This is a genomic window from Escherichia sp. MOD1-EC5189, assembly GCF_002966045.1.
GTDB lineage: Bacteria > Pseudomonadota > Gammaproteobacteria > Enterobacterales > Enterobacteriaceae > Escherichia > Escherichia coli_F.
The window spans coordinates 23,991-41,217 of record NZ_PTRX01000015.1; the positions used below are offsets into that span (position 1 = coordinate 23,991).

14 protein-coding genes and 1 pseudogene are annotated in these 17,227 nt (G+C 48.7%); 6 read left to right on the forward strand and 9 right to left on the reverse strand.

Features of this window, described 5'->3' with window-relative positions:
* Positions 1-10: 10 nt before the first annotated feature.
* A complete protein-coding gene (locus ATB02_RS14205) occupies positions 11-796 on the reverse strand; it encodes an SDR family oxidoreductase (protein WP_000021331.1) in 786 nt (261 codons plus the stop codon).
* 318 nt (positions 797-1,114) lie between these two features.
* Between ATB02_RS14205 and ATB02_RS14210 the strand changes: the two genes are divergently transcribed.
* Both ATB02_RS14210 and ATB02_RS14215 read left to right on the forward strand, forming a co-directional pair.
* Positions 1,115-2,392 (forward strand): MFS transporter, encoded by a 1,278-nt coding sequence (locus ATB02_RS14210; RefSeq protein ID WP_105271782.1) that lies wholly within the window; start codon positions 1,115-1,117, stop codon positions 2,390-2,392.
* Positions 2,393-2,418: 26 nt separating this feature from the next.
* Positions 2,419-3,897, forward strand: a complete 1,479-nt coding sequence (locus ATB02_RS14215; protein WP_105271783.1) for an FGGY-family carbohydrate kinase — start codon at positions 2,419-2,421, stop codon at positions 3,895-3,897.
* A gap of 472 nt (positions 3,898-4,369) precedes the next feature.
* Here the strand turns inward: ATB02_RS14215 and queE are convergent, their stop codons facing one another.
* On the reverse strand, positions 4,370-5,041 hold the full coding sequence (gene queE / locus ATB02_RS14220) for a 7-carboxy-7-deazaguanine synthase QueE (RefSeq protein ID WP_001199973.1): 672 nt from the start codon (positions 5,039-5,041) through the stop codon (positions 4,370-4,372).
* A gap of 172 nt (positions 5,042-5,213) precedes the next feature.
* Here queE and ATB02_RS14225 point away from each other — a divergent pair, with 172 nt between their 5' ends.
* The 4 genes and pseudogenes from ATB02_RS14225 to ATB02_RS14240 all read left to right on the forward strand — a co-directional run bounded on the left by ATB02_RS14225 (position 5,214) and on the right by ATB02_RS14240 (position 8,800).
* Entirely contained in the window at positions 5,214-5,816 is a 603-nt protein-coding gene (locus ATB02_RS14225) for a LemA family protein (protein WP_105271784.1), read from the forward strand.
* 13 nt (positions 5,817-5,829) lie between these two features.
* A pseudogene (locus ATB02_RS14230) lies at positions 5,830-6,501 on the forward strand (TPM domain-containing protein); the annotation flags it as partial.
* 251 nt (positions 6,502-6,752) lie between these two features.
* Positions 6,753-7,901, forward strand: coding sequence for a TPM domain-containing protein (locus tag ATB02_RS14235; RefSeq protein WP_105271786.1), 1,149 nt, complete (start codon positions 6,753-6,755; stop codon positions 7,899-7,901).
* Complete coding sequence (locus tag ATB02_RS14240; RefSeq protein WP_123059850.1) at positions 7,898-8,800, forward strand: TPM domain-containing protein; 903 nt, start codon at positions 7,898-7,900, stop codon at positions 8,798-8,800. The genes ATB02_RS14235 and ATB02_RS14240 overlap by 4 nt, the downstream gene beginning before the upstream one ends.
* Before the next feature lie 59 nt (positions 8,801-8,859).
* On the opposite strand, the gene eno is transcribed toward ATB02_RS14240, so the two are convergent.
* The 7 genes from eno to rlmD form a co-directional block, all read right to left on the reverse strand.
* Positions 8,860-10,158 (reverse strand): phosphopyruvate hydratase, encoded by a 1,299-nt coding sequence (gene eno / locus ATB02_RS14245; protein WP_000036723.1) that lies wholly within the window; start codon positions 10,156-10,158, stop codon positions 8,860-8,862.
* 87 nt (positions 10,159-10,245) lie between these two features.
* The gene (pyrG, locus tag ATB02_RS14250; RefSeq protein WP_000210878.1) at positions 10,246-11,883 is read right to left on the reverse strand and encodes a glutamine hydrolyzing CTP synthase; all 1,638 of its coding nucleotides are present in this window, start codon (positions 11,881-11,883) and stop codon (positions 10,246-10,248) included.
* Positions 11,884-12,110: 227 nt separating this feature from the next.
* On the reverse strand, positions 12,111-12,902 hold the full coding sequence (gene mazG / locus ATB02_RS14255) for a nucleoside triphosphate pyrophosphohydrolase (RefSeq protein WP_001071648.1): 792 nt from the start codon (positions 12,900-12,902) through the stop codon (positions 12,111-12,113).
* Between the two features lie 70 nt (positions 12,903-12,972).
* Positions 12,973-13,308, reverse strand: a complete 336-nt coding sequence (gene mazF / locus ATB02_RS14260) for an endoribonuclease MazF (RefSeq protein ID WP_000254750.1) — start codon at positions 13,306-13,308, stop codon at positions 12,973-12,975.
* On the reverse strand, positions 13,308-13,556 hold the full coding sequence (gene mazE, locus ATB02_RS14265) for a type II toxin-antitoxin system antitoxin MazE (RefSeq protein ID WP_000581937.1): 249 nt from the start codon (positions 13,554-13,556) through the stop codon (positions 13,308-13,310). Before mazE ends, mazF begins: the two co-directional genes overlap by 1 nt.
* Before the next feature lie 77 nt (positions 13,557-13,633).
* Positions 13,634-15,868, reverse strand: coding sequence for a GTP diphosphokinase (gene relA / locus ATB02_RS14270; RefSeq protein WP_000226815.1), 2,235 nt, complete (start codon positions 15,866-15,868; stop codon positions 13,634-13,636).
* 47 nt (positions 15,869-15,915) lie between these two features.
* A complete protein-coding gene (gene rlmD / locus ATB02_RS14275) occupies positions 15,916-17,217 on the reverse strand; it encodes a 23S rRNA (uracil(1939)-C(5))-methyltransferase RlmD (protein ID WP_000046780.1) in 1,302 nt (433 codons plus the stop codon).
* Between the last annotated feature and the right edge of the window lie 10 nt (positions 17,218-17,227).

A 17,227-nucleotide genomic window follows, 5' to 3' on the forward strand; every position in this document is an offset into this window, starting at 1 on the left:
CCGTTATGGATTAGCGCACTAAATAACCGCCATCAACCACTAATAAATGCCCGTTGACATAATTCGATGCCGGACTTGCGAGAAATATGGCTGCGCCCATTAAATCCTGAGTATCGCCCCAACGGTTTGCTGGAATATGATCAAGAACGCGCTGATTGGTTTCTGGATTACTGCGTGTCGCCAGGGTGATATCTGTTGCATAATAGCCAGGGGCAATACCATTTACCTGAATATTATATTGACCTAGTTCATCACAATAAGCTTTGGTGAATCCGGCAAGAGCATGTTTAGTGGCAGAATATGCAGGTGACCATTGTCCACCTAAGTAAGAGAATAATGAACAGATATTAATGATTTTACCGCTTTTCTGCGGGATCATAATTTTTGCCGCTTCATAGCTTAACTCGAATGCGGCGGTCAGGTTCACGTCAATCATCGGGTCCCAGTCGGCACGACCGAAATCCAGCACCTTATTCAGCTTACATATACCGGCATTGTTAACCAGAATATCGACGGTGCCGAAACGTTCACAACAGGCGGTAATTATCTTCTGCGGCGCGCCTTCTGCGGTGATATCCACCTGCATGAAGTCCACCTCAACACCCTGTTTTTCAATCATTTCCTTTGTTTCGCCATTATCTTTAACGAAACTTGGAATAAAGATATTTGCGCCTGCTTTTGCCAGCGCCATGGCAAATGCCTGGCCTAAACCGCTATTCCCACCAGTAACAATTGCGGTTTTACCTTTCAGGGAGAAAAAATCCATTGAGAACGCATTGAGAGATTCGATTGACATAGTTAGCTCCAATTTCCGTAAGGCAAAAAAAAAGAAAGGTAACTTCCCCCGCGAGAGGGAAGTTACCTTTCTCATTATCTCTGGTAACTGGAGATAATTTTTAGCATAAGGGAATAAGTGCTAATGTGATCGTAATCACAGTGTGATATTCGTATTATCAAATAATTTTAAAAAGCAGAAGCGTGACTACTCTCACACAACACCACTGCTTTCCATGTTATTTCTTATTGCAATTACTAGAGACCTGAGAAAAGTAATCCACCTGAAAGGGCGGCTTACTTTTCTCTTTTTTTTGTCTATTACAAATGGGAATACGATATGCAACACAGCTTATATCGCCGTTGGATAACCCTCGCGATAATTAGTTTTAGCGGCGGCGTTAGTTTCGACCTGGCTTATTTACGTTATATTTATCAAATTCCCATGGCGAAATTTATGGGATTCAGCAATACCGAGATAGGTTTAATAATGAGTACCTTTGGTATTGCGGCTATTATTCTTTATGCCCCCAGCGGCGTTATTGCCGATAAATTTTCGCATCGCAAAATGATTACTTCCGCGATGATCATTACCGGATTGCTGGGTCTGTTAATGGCAACGTATCCACCGCTGTGGGTAATGCTCTGTATTCAGGTCGCCTTTGCGATAACGACGATTTTAATGCTGTGGTCGGTGTCGATTAAAGCCGCATCGTTGCTTGGCGATCATAGCGAGCAAGGGAAAATTATGGGCTGGATGGAAGGGTTGCGCGGCGTCGGTGTAATGTCGCTGGCGGTGTTTACCATGTGGGTCTTTTCTCGCTTTGCACCGGATGACAGCGCCAGCCTGAAAACGGTCATTATCATCTATAGTGTGGTTTACATCTTGTTGGGGATTCTGTGCTGGTTTTTTGTTAGCGATAACAACAACCTGTGCAATACCAACACCGAAGAAAAACAGTCATTCCAGCTTAGCGACATCCTTGCCGTTTTGCGTATCAGCACCACATGGTACTGCAGCATGGTGATTTTTGGCGTCTTCACCATCTACGCCATTCTGAGTTACTCCACCAACTATCTGACCGAAATGTACGGCATGTCGCTGGTGGCAGCAAGCTACATGGGGATTGTGATCAACAAAATCTTTCGCGCGCTGTGTGGTCCACTTGGTGGCATTATCACCACCTACAGCAAAGTGAAATCCCCTACCCGCGTGATTCAAATACTTTCCGTAATCGGTTTGTTGGCGTTGACTGCCCTGCTCGTCACAAACTCTAACCCGCAATCGGTCGCGATGGGGATTGGCCTGATTTTACTACTGGGATTCACCTGCTACGCCTCCCGCGGGCTGTACTGGGCCTGCCCCGGCGAAGCGAGAACACCGTCTTACATTATGGGCACCACGGTAGGTATTTGTTCGGTGATTGGATTCCTGCCGGATGTCTTCGTTTACCCAATTATCGGCTACTGGCAAGACACCCTGCCCGCGGCAGAAGCCTACCGCAATATGTGGCTGATGGGCATGGCGGCGCTTGGCATGGTGATCGTCTTTACCTTTTTGCTGTTCCAAAAAATTCGTACTGCTGATAGCACCCCCGCAATGGCTAGCAGCAAGTAAGCCAGGAAAATTACAGGAGAAAAATCATGTCGAAAAAATACATCATAGGGATTGATGGCGGAAGTCAGAGCACAAAAGTGGTGATGTACGATCTGGAAGGTAACGTGGTTTGCGAAGGCAAAGGCTTATTACAACCGATGCACACTCCAGATGCCGATACCGCAGAACATCCTGACGATGATTTATGGGCATCATTATGTTTTGCTGGTCACGATTTGATGAGCCAGTTTGCCGGGAATAAAGAAGATATTGTCGGCATTGGTCTGGGATCTATCCGTTGCTGCCGTGCGTTATTGAAAGCCGATGGCACGCCAGCTGCGCCGTTGATTAGCTGGCAGGATGCACGCGTAACACGTCCCTACGAGCACACCAATCCTGATGTGGCATATGTCACCTCTTTTTCAGGTTATCTGACACACCGTTTAACCGGCGAGTTTAAAGACAATATCGCCAACTATTTTGGTCAGTGGCCGGTGGATTATAAGACCTGGGCATGGAGCGAAGATACCGCGGTAATGGAGAAGTTTAATATTCCCCGACAGATGCTTTTTGATGTGCAAATGCCGGGCACTGTTCTTGGGCATATCACACCACAAGCCGCGCTGGCGACACATTTCCCGGCTGGGCTGCCGGTTGTTTGTACCACCAGTGATAAACCGGTAGAAGCACTGGGAGCCGGGTTACTGGATGATGAAACTGCGGTAATTTCTCTTGGTACCTACATCGCGCTGATGATGAACGGCAAAGCACTGCCGAAAGATCCGGTAGCGTACTGGCCGATTATGTCTTCTATTCCGGAAACCTTGCTGTATGAAGGTTACGGTATTCGCAAAGGCATGTGGACGGTGAGCTGGCTACGCGACATATTAGGCGAGTCGTTAATTCAGGATGCCAAAGCACAGGATCTTTCACCGGAAGATTTGCTCAACAAAAAAGCTTCTTGTGTGCCGCCTGGCTGTAATGGTCTGATGACGGTGCTGGACTGGCTGACCAATCCGTGGGAACCGTACAAACGCGGAATTATGATCGGCTTTGATTCCAGCATGGATTACGCATGGATTTATCGTTCGATACTGGAAAGCGTGGCGCTGACGCTGAAGAACAATTACGACAATATGTGTCATGAAATGAATCACTTTGCGAAACATGTGATCATTACTGGCGGTGGTTCGAACAGCGATCTGTTTATGCAGATTTTTGCCGACGTGTTCAACCTTCCGGCACGCCGTAACGCCATTAATGGTTGCGCAAGTCTGGGGGCCGCGATTAATACAGCGGTAGGTCTGGGGCTATACCCGGATTACGCAACGGCTGTCGACAAAATGGTTCGCGTGAAAGATATCTTTATGCCGATTGAGAGCAATGCCAAACGCTACGACGCGATGAATAAAGGCATTTTCAAAGACCTAACCAAACACACTGATGTGATCCTGAAAAAATCGTATGAAGTGATGCATGGTGAGTTGGGGAATGAAGATTCGATCCAGAGCTGGTCGAATGCGTAAGTGAGGAAGGCCGGGCGGGAAAATGCCCGGCCTGAACATACCTGAATGGTTATCCCCGCTGGCGCGGGGAACTCGTTGTTGTGCTTCCCCTTCCGCACCGCTTGAACGGTTTATCCCCGCTGACGTGGGGAACTCTCTAAACATAACCTATTATTAATTAATGATTTTTTAAGCCAGTCACAATCTACCAACTTTACAGGATCACACAAACAACACATCCATTATGTTAAAGAACACTTAATCCATTGATTAAAAAGTAAATATTTAAAATAACTCTATACCCACTAAAATCTACCAAACTTTACCGCAATAATTTTCACTCCAACGAAAAATTAACGCCACAGAATTTGTAGAGAATGATAATGATTAGTCCAGAATGGGCAAAATGGAGTTTTTTCAGAGGCGACAAAGAATATAAATGAGTGGAAGTCTTTACAGGTTCCACCCATTTATAACGCTTATAAATGTTTAATCAGGCAATATTTAAATATTTATGTGTTTGCATCGATAAACGCCAGTTGCGCGCAATGCAGGTTTCAATGCACAAACGTGTGGCATCATCCTTTTGGCTAATCGGCTGCAGTGCAATGACTCGTGGTTTATCATCGGTCAGCGTTGCCAGTAGTTCATCCAGTGCTTCAATATCACGTACGCGTCCCACTGGATGCTTGATTTCGTTGGCTCGCTCCAGTGCCTGTGACAACACTTCATAGCCGCCGCGCATGTTCAGCTTTGGCGATACGGTAACCCAGGTATTCGGCGTGCAGCGTACTTCATGAGTACCGCTGGTTTCGATCTGGCAGCTAAAACCGTTCTTTTCGAGCAGGTCAGTCAGTGGCAGCAAATCATGAATGCAAGGCTCACCACCCGTAATCACCACATGCCGCGCGGTGTATCCCTGACGACCAATGACAGCCAGCAAATCTTCACTGCTCGCCGCCCCCCACTTATCACTCTCTTTGGTCTTCGCCAGAATGCTGAAAAGGGAGACTTCCCGATCCTCAAGCTTTTCCCAGGTGTGTTTGGTGTCGCACCAGGCACAGCCGACCGGGCATCCCTGTAAACGAATAAAAATGGCGGGGACGCCGGTAAAGTAACCCTCACCTTGCAGGGTCTGGAACATCTCGTTAATCGGGTACTGCATAGCATTCTCTGTGAAGTGGATAATTGTTAATTATTGCAGATCCTGCCACAACAATCATGTCTTATTAACATTCTGTTACAGGCAGGTTTAAGGCAAAAAGTGGATTAGATCATAAAGAATAAAATGAAGTGGTGTATTATGTTTTAAGGAATTAATTAAAAGGAATTTAACCATGCTCAGAATATTCATCGTAATTATATTTATTTTCAATTTATCAGGCTGTGGATATAACGATATTCAAACCTATGATGAGCAGGTTAACGCTTCCTGGTCTGAGGTATTAAATCAATATCAACGTCGCGCCGATCTTATTCCTAATCTTGTCGCCAGTATTAAAGGTTATTCCAGCCATGAACAAGAGGTACTGGAAGCCGTAACATTGGCACGTAGTCAGGCTAATCGCGCCAGTAGCGATCTTCAGCAAACTCCGGGAGATGAACAAAAATTACAAACCTGGCAACAAGCTCAGGCGCAGGTGTCTCGCACTCTCGGTCAGTTAACGATAATTAGTGAACGTTACCCTGAGCTAAAGGCCCAGGAACTCTATCAAAATTTGATGGTACAGCTCGAAGGAAGTGAAAATCGAATTGCCGTTGCGCGAGGAAGATATATTAAAGCCATCGAACAATATAATGTCACTATCCGCAAATTCCCCGCAGTGTTAACCGCAAAGGTCATGGATTACACACCAAAGAAAAATTATTTGCCGGATGATGTCGCCGCTGTGAGTAAAACCCCAACAATAGATTTTAGCCAGAATGCTAATGCTCATTAAGCGAGGAAGTCCTGTGCGAAATTTTATCTTCCTTATGGCTTTCTTTTGTTCATCTGTGTTTGCCATACAAATTCCAGTACCTGAATCACCCAGGTATGTGAATGACTTAACTGGCAAATTGACGAACGATGAAGTAAATACTTTGACCAATCAGATTAAAGAGCTGACGCAAAAAAGCCACGCACAACTGGTCGTGTTAGTGGTTGAAACAACGGGCGATGAAACCATCGAGCAGTACGCTACGCGGGTATTCGATAGCTGGAAACCAGGTGATAAAGACCGCGATGATGGCGTTCTACTGTTAGTCGCCTGGCAGGATCAGGCCGTGCGTATTGAAATCGGTTACGGACTGGAAGGCGTTATTACGGATGCGCAGTCCGGGAAAATTATTCGCAACAGTATTATTCCGGCATTTAAAAATGGCGACCTGGCTGGCGGCTTGCAAAAGGGAATAAGCGATATTGATAATCGTCTGACGGGGAATAATTTAGCAACGATAACACCGACCGATCACCCTTTGCCCTTTAGCGGTTGGTGGGCTTTGTTAGTCTGGGCAATAGTACTGACCTTTATTTCCGCCAGAGGATATTTCAAAACGCTGGGACTAATTTGCTTCACAGCTATTGTACTGGCCTTTGTTTTACCTATAGCAGGTTTCAGCGGAAGCTGGGGAGTACTCGCAACATTACTCTGCTTCGCCACACCGTTCCTGGCTGTCGCCATCGCTTTTACCCCCTTCGGCAAAAAGGTTCGGGATTCGATGCGCAGTGCCAACCGACCGTCACATTACGAAAGAAGTAACTCGGCCTCCTGGCGTTCTTCATCATCGTCGTCATCTTCCTCTTCATCCTCTTTTGACAATGATAATTTCAGCGGCGGCGGCGGTTCATCTGGCGGCGGTGGCGCCTCCGGGCGCTGGTAACAAAAGGAATTGAAATGCGTATTTTTCTCTTACTTCTGATGCTATGTGGTTTCCAGGCATTCGCTGAACAATTGCCTTCAGTAACTGACTTAACCGGGACATTAACGACAGAAGAACAAACTGCTTTAACTCAACAATTACAGACTCTCGAGCAGCAAAACCACTTTCAGGTTGCCGTGTTGGTAACGCCGACCACTGGGGGTAAAGACATTAAACTTGCAGCCTCGCAAAGCTACGGGTTATATCACTGGAAACCTGTTGGAGAGAAGCGGTACGGCGAAGGTATCTTAATTCTCGTCGTTTGGCCGGAAGGGCTGGCGTCAATGAAGATTGGGCATGGACTGGAAGAGATGCTGCCACCGGAACAAGCTGCGCAAATTGTTCATTACCATATGCAACCGGAATTCAAAAAAAATAATCTCTTCTCCGGGTTAACGCAGGGAATTGAAGGCATCGCACAGTTTACCTATATAAAAGCGAATCTTAGCCCTTTGGATGCTTTAGCCAATCATCTGTTTGCTAATCCGCAACGCTCGCTGCCATGTCTTGCCTGGACACTGCTGATGATCGTTGCCATCGTTGTCCTCTGGCGATTTACCACCCATCCAGGGCCTGGCATATGGATGATATCGATGATTACCCCTATGGTCTGGTTTTTCTGCTTTCAGAACGATGTCATCATTCGACGGGTATCGGTCGTTTGTTTTAGTTTATTTTTCGCAGCAATCTGCTGGCAGCGTCTCGCGGTAGTTTTTAATATATGCCGCGCATTTCCTATGATACTGGCCCCCCAAAATAAAAACGCTAAAGTGAAAAAACAAAAGAAGGCTCCGCAGGTTCGTGAATCAGGACGAAATTCATTGTTTGTCGTGCTGCTGATAATTGTTGTGGGATGGTGCCTGGTATTTGCCAGTAATAAAGATATTGCGTTCATCTCAACAATTATTGGGCTAATTGATCATTTTATCGGCCCAATAACCATTGCTGGCATCGTTCTGCTGATCATTGTGGCCAAATTTACTGGCAATCTTAAACTGGGATCAGGGCATAAAAGCAACAAGAAAACGGGGAATCGTAATGCTCATTCTCGTTCTTCGTCGAAAAACTCTTTCCGCGGTGGCGGCGGTTCTTCTGGCGGTGGCGGTTCATCCGACCGTTGGTGATCGTTATGCGTATAATCCTTTTTCTACTCACTTTATGGTGCCTTCCTGTGCTTGCCCAGCAAATTGCTGTGCCGGAGCTGCGCCAACAGGTGACCGATATTACTGGTACCTTAAGCACGTCTGAACAACAATCACTGACACAACAGCTGCAGGATATTACACAAAAAACACGGGCACAGGTCGCCGTATTAATAGTGCCATCCACCGGAGACGATACCATTGAACAATATGCAACACGCGTTTTTGATAGCTGGAAACTGGGAGATAAGCAGCGAAACGATGGCATTTTACTTCTGGTTGCCTGGGAAGATCATGCCGTTCGTATAGAAGTCGGCTATGGGCTGGAAGGGGTGGTTACCGACCTGCAAGCGGCAAAGATTATCCGTGATATATTAATCCCTGCTTTCAAAAGTGATGACCTGATGGGGGGGTTAACACTGGCAAGCGAAAATATCGGCGCACTTCTGATGAATGGTGAATTACCGGAAGGCAGGGGGAATTATTACAGTATCAATCCCCCTATCCCATTTTCGCTTGCTGTAATTATATTGCTGGCAGTGCTTTCATATTTTATTGTTTTTACCGATCCGTCGAATCTACCCTGGATAACTCTCACTGCCGCAATTTACGGGATGGTATTCCTCTATGTTGCCGAGCCAGGACCATGGACGAATTTAATCGTTGCCTGCGGTATGTTAACGCCTTTTGCGATCGTACCACTGGTTATCTTTTGGCTTATCGTTAATAAAAAGCTACGAGCCAAATACAAGACGCTCGGTAAAGAAAGAGCTTCAAGAAAAGGTTCTTCTTCATCCTCTTCCGGTGGCGGCTCAAGTGGCGGCGGATTTAGCGGAGGTGGCGGTTCTTCTGGCGGTGGCGGCGCGTCTGGCCGCTGGTAACTCAGCCATAAAAAATGCCAGCCCGAAGGCTGGCATTTTTAAATCAGATAAAGTCAGACTTATGCCTGGCCTTTGATCTCTTTACGACCGTTGTACGGTGCTTTTTCGCCCAGAGCTTCTTCGATACGAATCAGCTGGTTGTATTTAGCAACACGGTCAGAACGGCTCATAGAACCCGTTTTGATCTGGCCTGCAGCAGTACCAACAGCCAGGTCAGCGATGGTAGCGTCTTCAGTTTCGCCAGAACGGTGAGAGATTACTGCAGTGTAGCCAGCGTCTTTCGCCATCTTAATAGCAGCCAGAGTTTCGGTCAGAGAACCGATCTGGTTGAATTTGATCAGGATGGAGTTAGCGATGCCTTTTTCGATACCTTCTTTCAGGATCTTGGTGTTGGTTACGAACAGGTCGTCACCAACCAGCTGGATTTTGTCGCCCAGAACTTTGGTCTGGTATGCGAAACCGTCCCAGTCAGATTCGTCCAGACCGTCTTCGATAGAAACGATCGGATACTGTTTGGTCAGTTCTTCCAGGAAGTGAGTGAATTCTTCAGAGGTGAACGCTTTGTTGCCTTCGCCAGCCAGAACGTATTTACCGTCTTTGTAGAATTCAGAAGCTGCGCAGTCCATCGCCAGAGTGATGTCTTTGCCCAGTTCATAACCAGCAGCTTTAACAGCTTCAGCGATAACAGCCAGAGCTTCAGCGTTGGAACCCAGGTTCGGCGCGTAGCCACCTTCGTCACCAACAGCAGTGTTCATGCCTTTCGCTTTCAGAACTTTTGCAAGGTGATGGAAAACTTCAGAACCCATGCGGATGGCTTCTTTCACAGTTTTCGCGCCAACCGGCTGAATCATGAATTCCTGGATATCAACGTTGTTGTCAGCGTGCTCACCACCGTTGATGATGTTCATCATCGGAACCGGCATGGAGTATTTGCCCGGAGTACCGTTCAGTTCAGCGATGTGCTCGTACAGCGGCATGCCTTTAGCGGCAGCAGCAGCTTTGGCGTTAGCCAGAGATACAGCCAGGATTGCGTTCGCGCCGAATTTGGATTTGTTTTCGGTGCCGTCCAGGTCGATCATGATCTTGTCAATGCCAGCCTGATCTTTGGCATCTTTGCCAATCAGCGCCTGAGCGATCGGGCCGTTAACTGCAGCAACAGCTTTAGTTACGCCTTTGCCCAGGAAACGGGATTTGTCGCCATCGCGCAGTTCCAGAGCTTCACGGGAACCAGTAGAAGCACCTGACGGAGCAGCTGCCATACCGACGAAACCACCCTCCAGATGTACTTCGGCTTCAACAGTCGGGTTACCACGGGAGTCGATGATTTCACGACCGATGATTTTTACGATTTTGGACATTAGGTTTTCCTCAAGTCACTAGTTAAACTGAAACTCCAGACAAACAACGCGTACCCTGGGTACGCGTTGCCGTTCTAACTTTTTTACTTACTTCGCCTGACGTTTCTGGAACTCACTGGCGGCTTTCACAAAGCCTGCAAACAGCGGGTGGCCATCACGTGGAGTAGAAGTAAACTCCGGATGGAACTGACAAGCCACGAACCACGGATGATTCGGAACTTCGATGATCTCGACCAACTGATCATCCCCGGAACGGCCCGCAACGCGCAGACCTGCATCTTCAATCTGTTTCAACAGCATGTTGTTGACTTCGTAACGGTGACGATGACGCTCAACAATTGTCGGCGCATTGTACAGCTGGCGAACCAGGCTATCGTCAACCAACTGGCACTGCTGTGCGCCGAGACGCATGGTACCGCCGAGATCGCTCTTCTCACTACGAACTTCAACGTTGCCGTTTTCATCGCGCCACTCGGTAATCAGCGCCACAACCGGGTACTTACAGTCTGGCACAAATTCCGTAGAGTTGGCGTTCTCCATGTTGGCAACATGGCGAGCGTAATCAATTAACGCCACCTGCATACCCAGGCAAATGCCCAGATAAGGAATATTGTTCTCACGCGCAAAACGCGCGGTCGTAATCATGCCTTCTACGCCACGATAGCCGAAACCGCCAGGTACGAGGATTGCGTCCAGACCTTTAAGGATTTCAACGCCGCGCGTTTCAACATCTTGTGAATCGATCAGTTTGATGTTGACGCTGACACGATTCTTCAGCCCACCGTGTTTCAGTGCTTCGATCACGGATTTGTAGGCGTCCGGCAGTTCAATGTACTTGCCGACCATACCAATGGTGACTTCACTTACCGGATTCGCTTCTTCGAAGATAACCTGTTCCCATTCGGACAGATTCGCTTCCGGGCAGTTTAAGCTGAATCGTTTACAAATATAATCGTCCAGCCCCTGCGATTTCAACAGGCCCGGAATTTTATAGATGGAATCGACGTCTTTCAGAGAAATAACCGCTTTTTCCGGAACATTACAGAACAATGCAATCTTCGCACGTTCGTTCGCCGGAACAGCGCGATCTGAACGACAAATCAGGATGTCAGGCTGGATACCGATGGAGAGCAGTTCTTTTACAGAGTGCTGAGTCGGTTTGGTTTTGACTTCACCAGACGCTGCCATGTACGGCACCAGCGTCAGGTGCATAAACAGGGTGTGCTCACGGCCAATTTCAACAGCCATCTGGCGAATCGCTTCAAGGAACGGCAGGGATTCGATATCACCTACAGTACCGCCGATTTCTACCAGTACCACGTCATGACCTTCGCCGCCTTCCAGCACGCGCTCTTTGATAGCGTTAGTGATGTGCGGAATAACCTGTACGGTTGCGCCGAGGTAGTCGCCGCGGCGTTCTTTGCGCAGAACGTCAGAGTAGATACGACCCGTGGTGAAGTTGTTGCGGCGGCTCATTTTGGTACGAATGAAACGCTCGTAGTGCCCCAGGTCCAGGTCGGTTTCAGCGCCGTCTTCAGTAACGAACACTTCCCCGTGTTGGATTGGGCTCATAGTACCTGGATCGACGTTGATGTACGGATCCAGTTTCATGATGGTCACATTGAGGCCACGGGCTTCAAGAATGGCTGCGAGGGAGGCTGCGGCAATGCCTTTACCCAGAGAGGATACGACCCCGCCGGTCACAAAAATATAGTTCGTTGTCATGCTGAACCTGAGAAGTTAGGTTGAAAAGACGATGGAATAACCAGGACGGGAAAGCAGTATACCCGAACATGACCTGTGCCACAAACTTTCATTATCCCTCCTCTTCGCCAGCGCACCATTGAAATCAGGAGTGAGAAAATAGCCCCTTTGGGGTAAATGTTTTTGACGCAAATCAAGCGCTTGTCATTTAAAAAATGACACAAATCGCGCTTGACCGCGTAATTCCCTTAGAGATCAATTTCCTGCCGTTTTACCTGTTGCCAGACTTCTTCCATTGTTTCGAGGTCAACACCTGTCATTTCCAGTCCACGCGCGGCAACAATACGCTCCACTTCGCGAAAACGACGCTCGAATTTTTCGTTCGCTTTTTGCAATGCGATTTCCGCTTTTGTCCCTAAATGACGAGCCAGATTGACCGTGGCAAACAGCAGGTCACCCATTTCCTCCTCCAGTTTAGCCTGGTCGACAACAGCCTGCCGCGCCTCGTACATCACCTCGTCGATCTCTTCGTAGACTTTATCGACTACCGGACCAAGCGTCGTCCAATCGAAGCCAACGTTGGCGCAACGTTTCTGGATTTTTTGCGCACGCATTAAAGCCGGTAAACTACGAGGAATATCGTCCAGCGCCGAATGCTGCGCTTTCTGCGCGCGCTCTTCGGTTTTGATTTGCTCCCAACGGGCAAGCACTTCACTACTGTTTTCGGCAGAACTGTCAGCAAAAACATGCGGATGGCGACGCTCTAATTTATCGCTAATCGCAGCGCAAATATCATTAAAGTCAAAGCGCCCTTCTTCCTGGGCCATTTGTGCGTAAAACACCACCTGGAACAGCAGATCGCCGAGTTCACCGCGCAGATCGTCAAAATCTTCACGGGCAATGGCGTCCAGCACCTCGTAGGTTTCTTCAAGGGTGTAAGGTGCAATGGTGGCAAATGTCTGCTCTTTATCCCACGGGCAGCCGTTTTCCGGGTCGCGCAGGCGCTGCATAATAGTGAGCAAACGGTCGATTTGATTCATTGAATTGTCCTGAAAATTGCGGGTCTGTCTGGTGGAAACCTGTGACCAGAATAGAAGTGAGTTAGTAACACTACCCAATCAGTACGTTAATTTTGGCTTTAATGAGTTGTAATTCCTCTGGGGCAACCGTTCCTTTCTTCGTTGCTCCTCTTGCCCGCCAGGCGATACTTTTTACCTGATCAGCTAACGCTACACCATCACGTTCCTGACCGGATAAAACAACTTCGAACGGATATCCTTTTGATTGCGTTGTACAAGGAACACACAGACACATACCTGTTTTGTTGTTGTACATGAACGGACTCAGGACAACAGCCGGACGATGTCCGGCTTGCTCGCTACCTTTTGTCGGGTCAAAATCAACCCAAATCAGATCGCCCGTATCGGGTACGTATCGGCTTACCATTACCAGACTTCCTTATCTTTCGGCTCCCCCCAGTCGATATTCTCGTGGAGGTTTTCCGGCGTAATGTCGTTGACCAGTTCAGCAAGCGTAAATACGGGCTCTTTACGCACTGGCTCAATAATTAATTTGCCATCCACCAGGTCAATCTTCACTTCATCATCAATATTCAGATTGAGCGCCTGCATTAACGTAGCCGGGATCCGCACCGCCGGTGAATTTCCCCAACGCTTTACGCTACTGTGGATCATAACCCTTTCCTCAAACCGCTATCATATGTAGATACAGTATATATCAATCCACATTGTAGATACGAGCTAATTTCGGCCTAACTCCCGTGCAACCGACGCGCGTCGATAACATCCGGCACCTGATTGAGTTTACCCAGCACACGCCCCAACACCTGCAGGTTGTAAATCTCAATAGTCATGTCGATGGTTGCCAGTTGCTGTTTGGTGTCGCTACGGCTGGCAACGCCAAGCACGTTCACTTTCTCGTTGGCGAGAATGGTCGTGATATCACGTAACAACCCACTACGATCATTAGCCACCACGCGGACCACCAGCGAATATCCGGCGGAGTAGCTCTCACCCCATACCGCGTCAACAATGCGTTCTGGCGCATGGGAGCGCAGTTCCGCCAGTTGTTCGCAATCGGCGCGGTGTACTGAAATACCGCGTCCCTGAGTAATGAAACCAACTATTTCATCACCAGGAATAGGCTGACAGCAGCGCGCGATGTGGTGCATCAGGTTGCCGACACCTTCAACCACCACCCGACCGTTATCTTTACTGCGGTTTTGCGGCGTATAGCTTTTTTGCTGAAGTTGCTTCAGCGCGGCGGCATCCTGCTCTTCGGCACTCGGCTTATTAAATTGCGATTGCAGGAAGTTCACCATCTGATTGAGACGGATATCCCCGCCACCAATCGCTGCTAACAACTCGTCGACATCATTGAAGTTGTAACGCGGCAGCAGATGTTTTTCTGCTTCTTTCAGGCTGATCCCCAGATGTTCCAGCTCGTCGTCAAGGATTTGCCGCCCTGCCAGAATATTTTTGTCACGATCCTGTTTACGGAACCAGGCGTGAATTTTCGAACGCCCACGGCTGGTTGTGACGTAACCGAGGTTTGGGTTTAACCAGTCACGGCTGGGGTTCGGCTGTTTCTGGGTGATAATTTCAATCTGGTCGCCCATCTGCAACTGGTAGGTGAACGGCACAATGCGCCCGCCTATTTTTGCCCCGATGCAGCGGTGTCCGACATCACTGTGGATGTGGTAAGCGAAGTCCAGCGGCGTTGATCCCGCAGGCAAATCAACGACATCACCTTTCGGCGTAAAGACATACACCCGGTCGTCAAAGACCTGGCTGCGTACTTCGTCGAGCATTTCGCCGGAATCAGCCATCTCTTCCTGCCACGCAATCAGTTTACGCAGCCAGGCAATTCGGTCTTCATGTCCCGAACGTGCGCCGCCAGCAGCCGCGCCCTCTTTATATTTCCAGTGCGCAGCAACACCCAACTCTGCATCTTCATGCATCTGTTTGGTGCGGATTTGGATCTCAACGGTTTTGCCACCCGGCCCCAGAACCACGGTATGAATAGACTGATAACCGTTTGGTTTCGGGTTAGCAACGTAATCATCAAACTCATCCGGCAGGTGGCGATAGTGAGTGTGCACTATCCCCAGTGCGGCATAACAATCCTGTAAACGCTCGGCGACAATACGTACCGCACGCACATCAAACAGCTCATCGAAGGCGAGGTTCTTTTTCTGCATTTTGCGCCAGATACTGTAGATGTGTTTCGGACGGCCATACACTTCAGCTTTAACGCCTTCAGCTTTCATCTCAGCGCGCAGATGGCCGACAAACTCTTCGATATAGTGTTCGCGATCGAGACGGCGTTCATGCAGCAGTTTTGCGATGCGTTTGTATTCGGTCGGGTGGAGATAACGGAAGCAGTAATCTTCCAGCTCCCATTTCAGTTGCCCAATCCCAAGACGGTTCGCCAACGGCGCGTAGATATTGGTGCACTCTTTTGCCGCCAGTACGCGCTCATCTTCCGGCGCGTCTTTTACTTCGCGCAGATGAGCAATACGCTCTGCCAGTTTGATGACCACGCAGCGGAAATCATCGACCATCGCCAATAACATCCGGCGAACGTTATCGACCTGTTCGGAGGAAACAGAATCAGTATGCGTCGCTTTCAGCTGGCGGATCGCCGCCATATCACGCACGCCGTGAATAAGGTTAACGACCGACTTACCGACGCTCTCACGCAGCACATCTTCGCTAACTACGTTGGCATCCGCCAGAGGGAACAGCAGCGCCGCCCGCAGCGTGTCAATGTCCATACTTAATGTCGAGAGGATCTCCACCATCTCAACACCACGCCACAATAACAGACTGGCATCCGGATGCCCCTGCGTCTGTTGCAGACAATACGCCCAGGTTTCGGCTAAGCACTCACACGACTTCTGGCTGGTAATACCCAGACTTGCGATCCATTTTTCCGGATCAAATTCACCAGCCTTATTGATATGTGCACTTCTTACCGCAACCATCGTCCTCTCCTTTAGGGACCAGACCTGCCGAAATCGGCAAATCGTAACTATTTAACGCGCGAGAAAAGTACCATCGATTCCAGATGTCCCGTGTGTGGGAACATATCCAGCATCGCCAGTCGCGCAATGGTATATCCTGCTTTTAATAACGCTTCGCTATCCCGAGCCAGCGTTGCAGGATTACAGGATACATAAACTATACGAATAGGTTCCAGTTTTATAATTTGCTGCATAACACCTGCGGCACCTGCTCGCGCCGGGTCCAGCAACACTTTATCGAAGCCGTTTTTCGCCCACGGCTGCTTTGTGACATCTTCTTCAAGATTTTCGTGATAAAACGTCACATTGTGTAAGCCATTAAGACGCGCATTCTGCTGGCCTTTTTCAACCAGCGCCGGAACGCCTTCTACACCCACCACACTGGCAGCTTGTGTCGCCAATGGCAGTGTAAAGTTGCCCATACCGCAGAACAGATCCAGTACGCGATCTTCAGGTTGTACATCCAGCCATTCCAACGCACGCGCTACCATTTTTTGGTTCACACCCGCATTGACCTGAATAAAATCGCGCGGGCTAAAAGTTAAGCGCAACCCGTTTGAGTCATACCAGGGCATCTCACCAGAGACGGTTTCGAGTATCTCACTATCGGGGGCGAGATACAGATCCAGGCCTTCAGAATGCGAAAAGCGTTCCAGTTTTTCGCGATCTGCCGAACTTAGCGGTGCGGTATGGCGCAAAATCATCAGCGTGCCGCTGGTTGCCTGTACCAGTTCAACATGACCAAGATGGCGCATAGCTTGTAAGCTGCCCAGGCATGCCCTGACTTTGGGCAGCAATGCTTCAAGTTGGGGCACTAAAATGGGGCATTGTTTAACGTCGACAATGTCACTGGAACCCGCTTTGCGAAACCCCATCTGAAGTTGCTGTGTTTTCGGTAAGTAGTTCAAACTTAAACGCGCGCGACGGCGATAGCCCCAGGGAACATCGGCGATCACTTCAGAGACTTCGTGTTTCATTAATCGGGCGAGTGCCGCACTTTTGCTTCGCTGCTGTAAATCCTCGCTGGCGTGTTGTTGCTGACAGCCACCGCATACGCCAAAATGAGGGCAGCGTGGCGTTTCGCGTTCCGGGCTATCGCTTAACCGGCGCACGACTTTAGCGCGGGCGTACTGTTTTTTATCTTCAGTAACAGTAACTTCCGCGTTTTCCTGTGGCAATAATCCAGGAATAAATAACGCTTTGCCGTTATGTCGTGCCACGCCCTGACCAAAAGAGTCGAGGTCGTTGACTGAAACAGTTATGATCTGACGCGTCGTCGTGCGTCGTTTTGCAGAGTAGAATTGCGCCATTGGCGAGACT

What these genes read in the sequence shown, in the direction of transcription:
- ATB02_RS14210 (WP_105271782.1), top strand. Translation starts at nt 1,115, where the DNA reads ATGCAACACAGCTTATATCGCCGTTGGATAACCCTCGCGATAATTAGT.
- ATB02_RS14225 (WP_105271784.1), top strand. Translation starts at nt 5,214, where the DNA reads ATGCTCAGAATATTCATCGTAATTATATTTATTTTCAATTTATCAGGC.
- queE (WP_001199973.1), bottom strand. Translation starts at nt 5,041, where the DNA reads ATGCAGTACCCGATTAACGAGATGTTCCAGACCCTGCAAGGTGAGGGT.
- eno (WP_000036723.1), bottom strand. Translation starts at nt 10,158, where the DNA reads ATGTCCAAAATCGTAAAAATCATCGGTCGTGAAATCATCGACTCCCGT.
- mazF (WP_000254750.1), bottom strand. Translation starts at nt 13,308, where the DNA reads ATGGTAAGCCGATACGTACCCGATACGGGCGATCTGATTTGGGTTGAT.
- mazE (WP_000581937.1), bottom strand. Translation starts at nt 13,556, where the DNA reads ATGATCCACAGTAGCGTAAAGCGTTGGGGAAATTCACCGGCGGTGCGG.
- pyrG (WP_000210878.1), bottom strand. Translation starts at nt 11,883, where the DNA reads ATGACAACGAACTATATTTTTGTGACCGGCGGGGTCGTATCCTCTCTG.
- mazG (WP_001071648.1), bottom strand. Translation starts at nt 12,902, where the DNA reads ATGAATCAAATCGACCGTTTGCTCACTATTATGCAGCGCCTGCGCGAC.
- relA (WP_000226815.1), bottom strand. Translation starts at nt 15,868, where the DNA reads ATGGTTGCGGTAAGAAGTGCACATATCAATAAGGCTGGTGAATTTGAT.
- ATB02_RS14215 (WP_105271783.1), top strand. Translation starts at nt 2,419, where the DNA reads ATGTCGAAAAAATACATCATAGGGATTGATGGCGGAAGTCAGAGCACA.
- ATB02_RS14205 (WP_000021331.1), bottom strand. Translation starts at nt 796, where the DNA reads ATGTCAATCGAATCTCTCAATGCGTTCTCAATGGATTTTTTCTCCCTG.
- ATB02_RS14235 (WP_105271786.1), top strand. Translation starts at nt 6,753, where the DNA reads ATGCGTATTTTTCTCTTACTTCTGATGCTATGTGGTTTCCAGGCATTC.
- rlmD (WP_000046780.1), bottom strand. Translation starts at nt 17,217, where the DNA reads ATGGCGCAATTCTACTCTGCAAAACGACGCACGACGACGCGTCAGATC.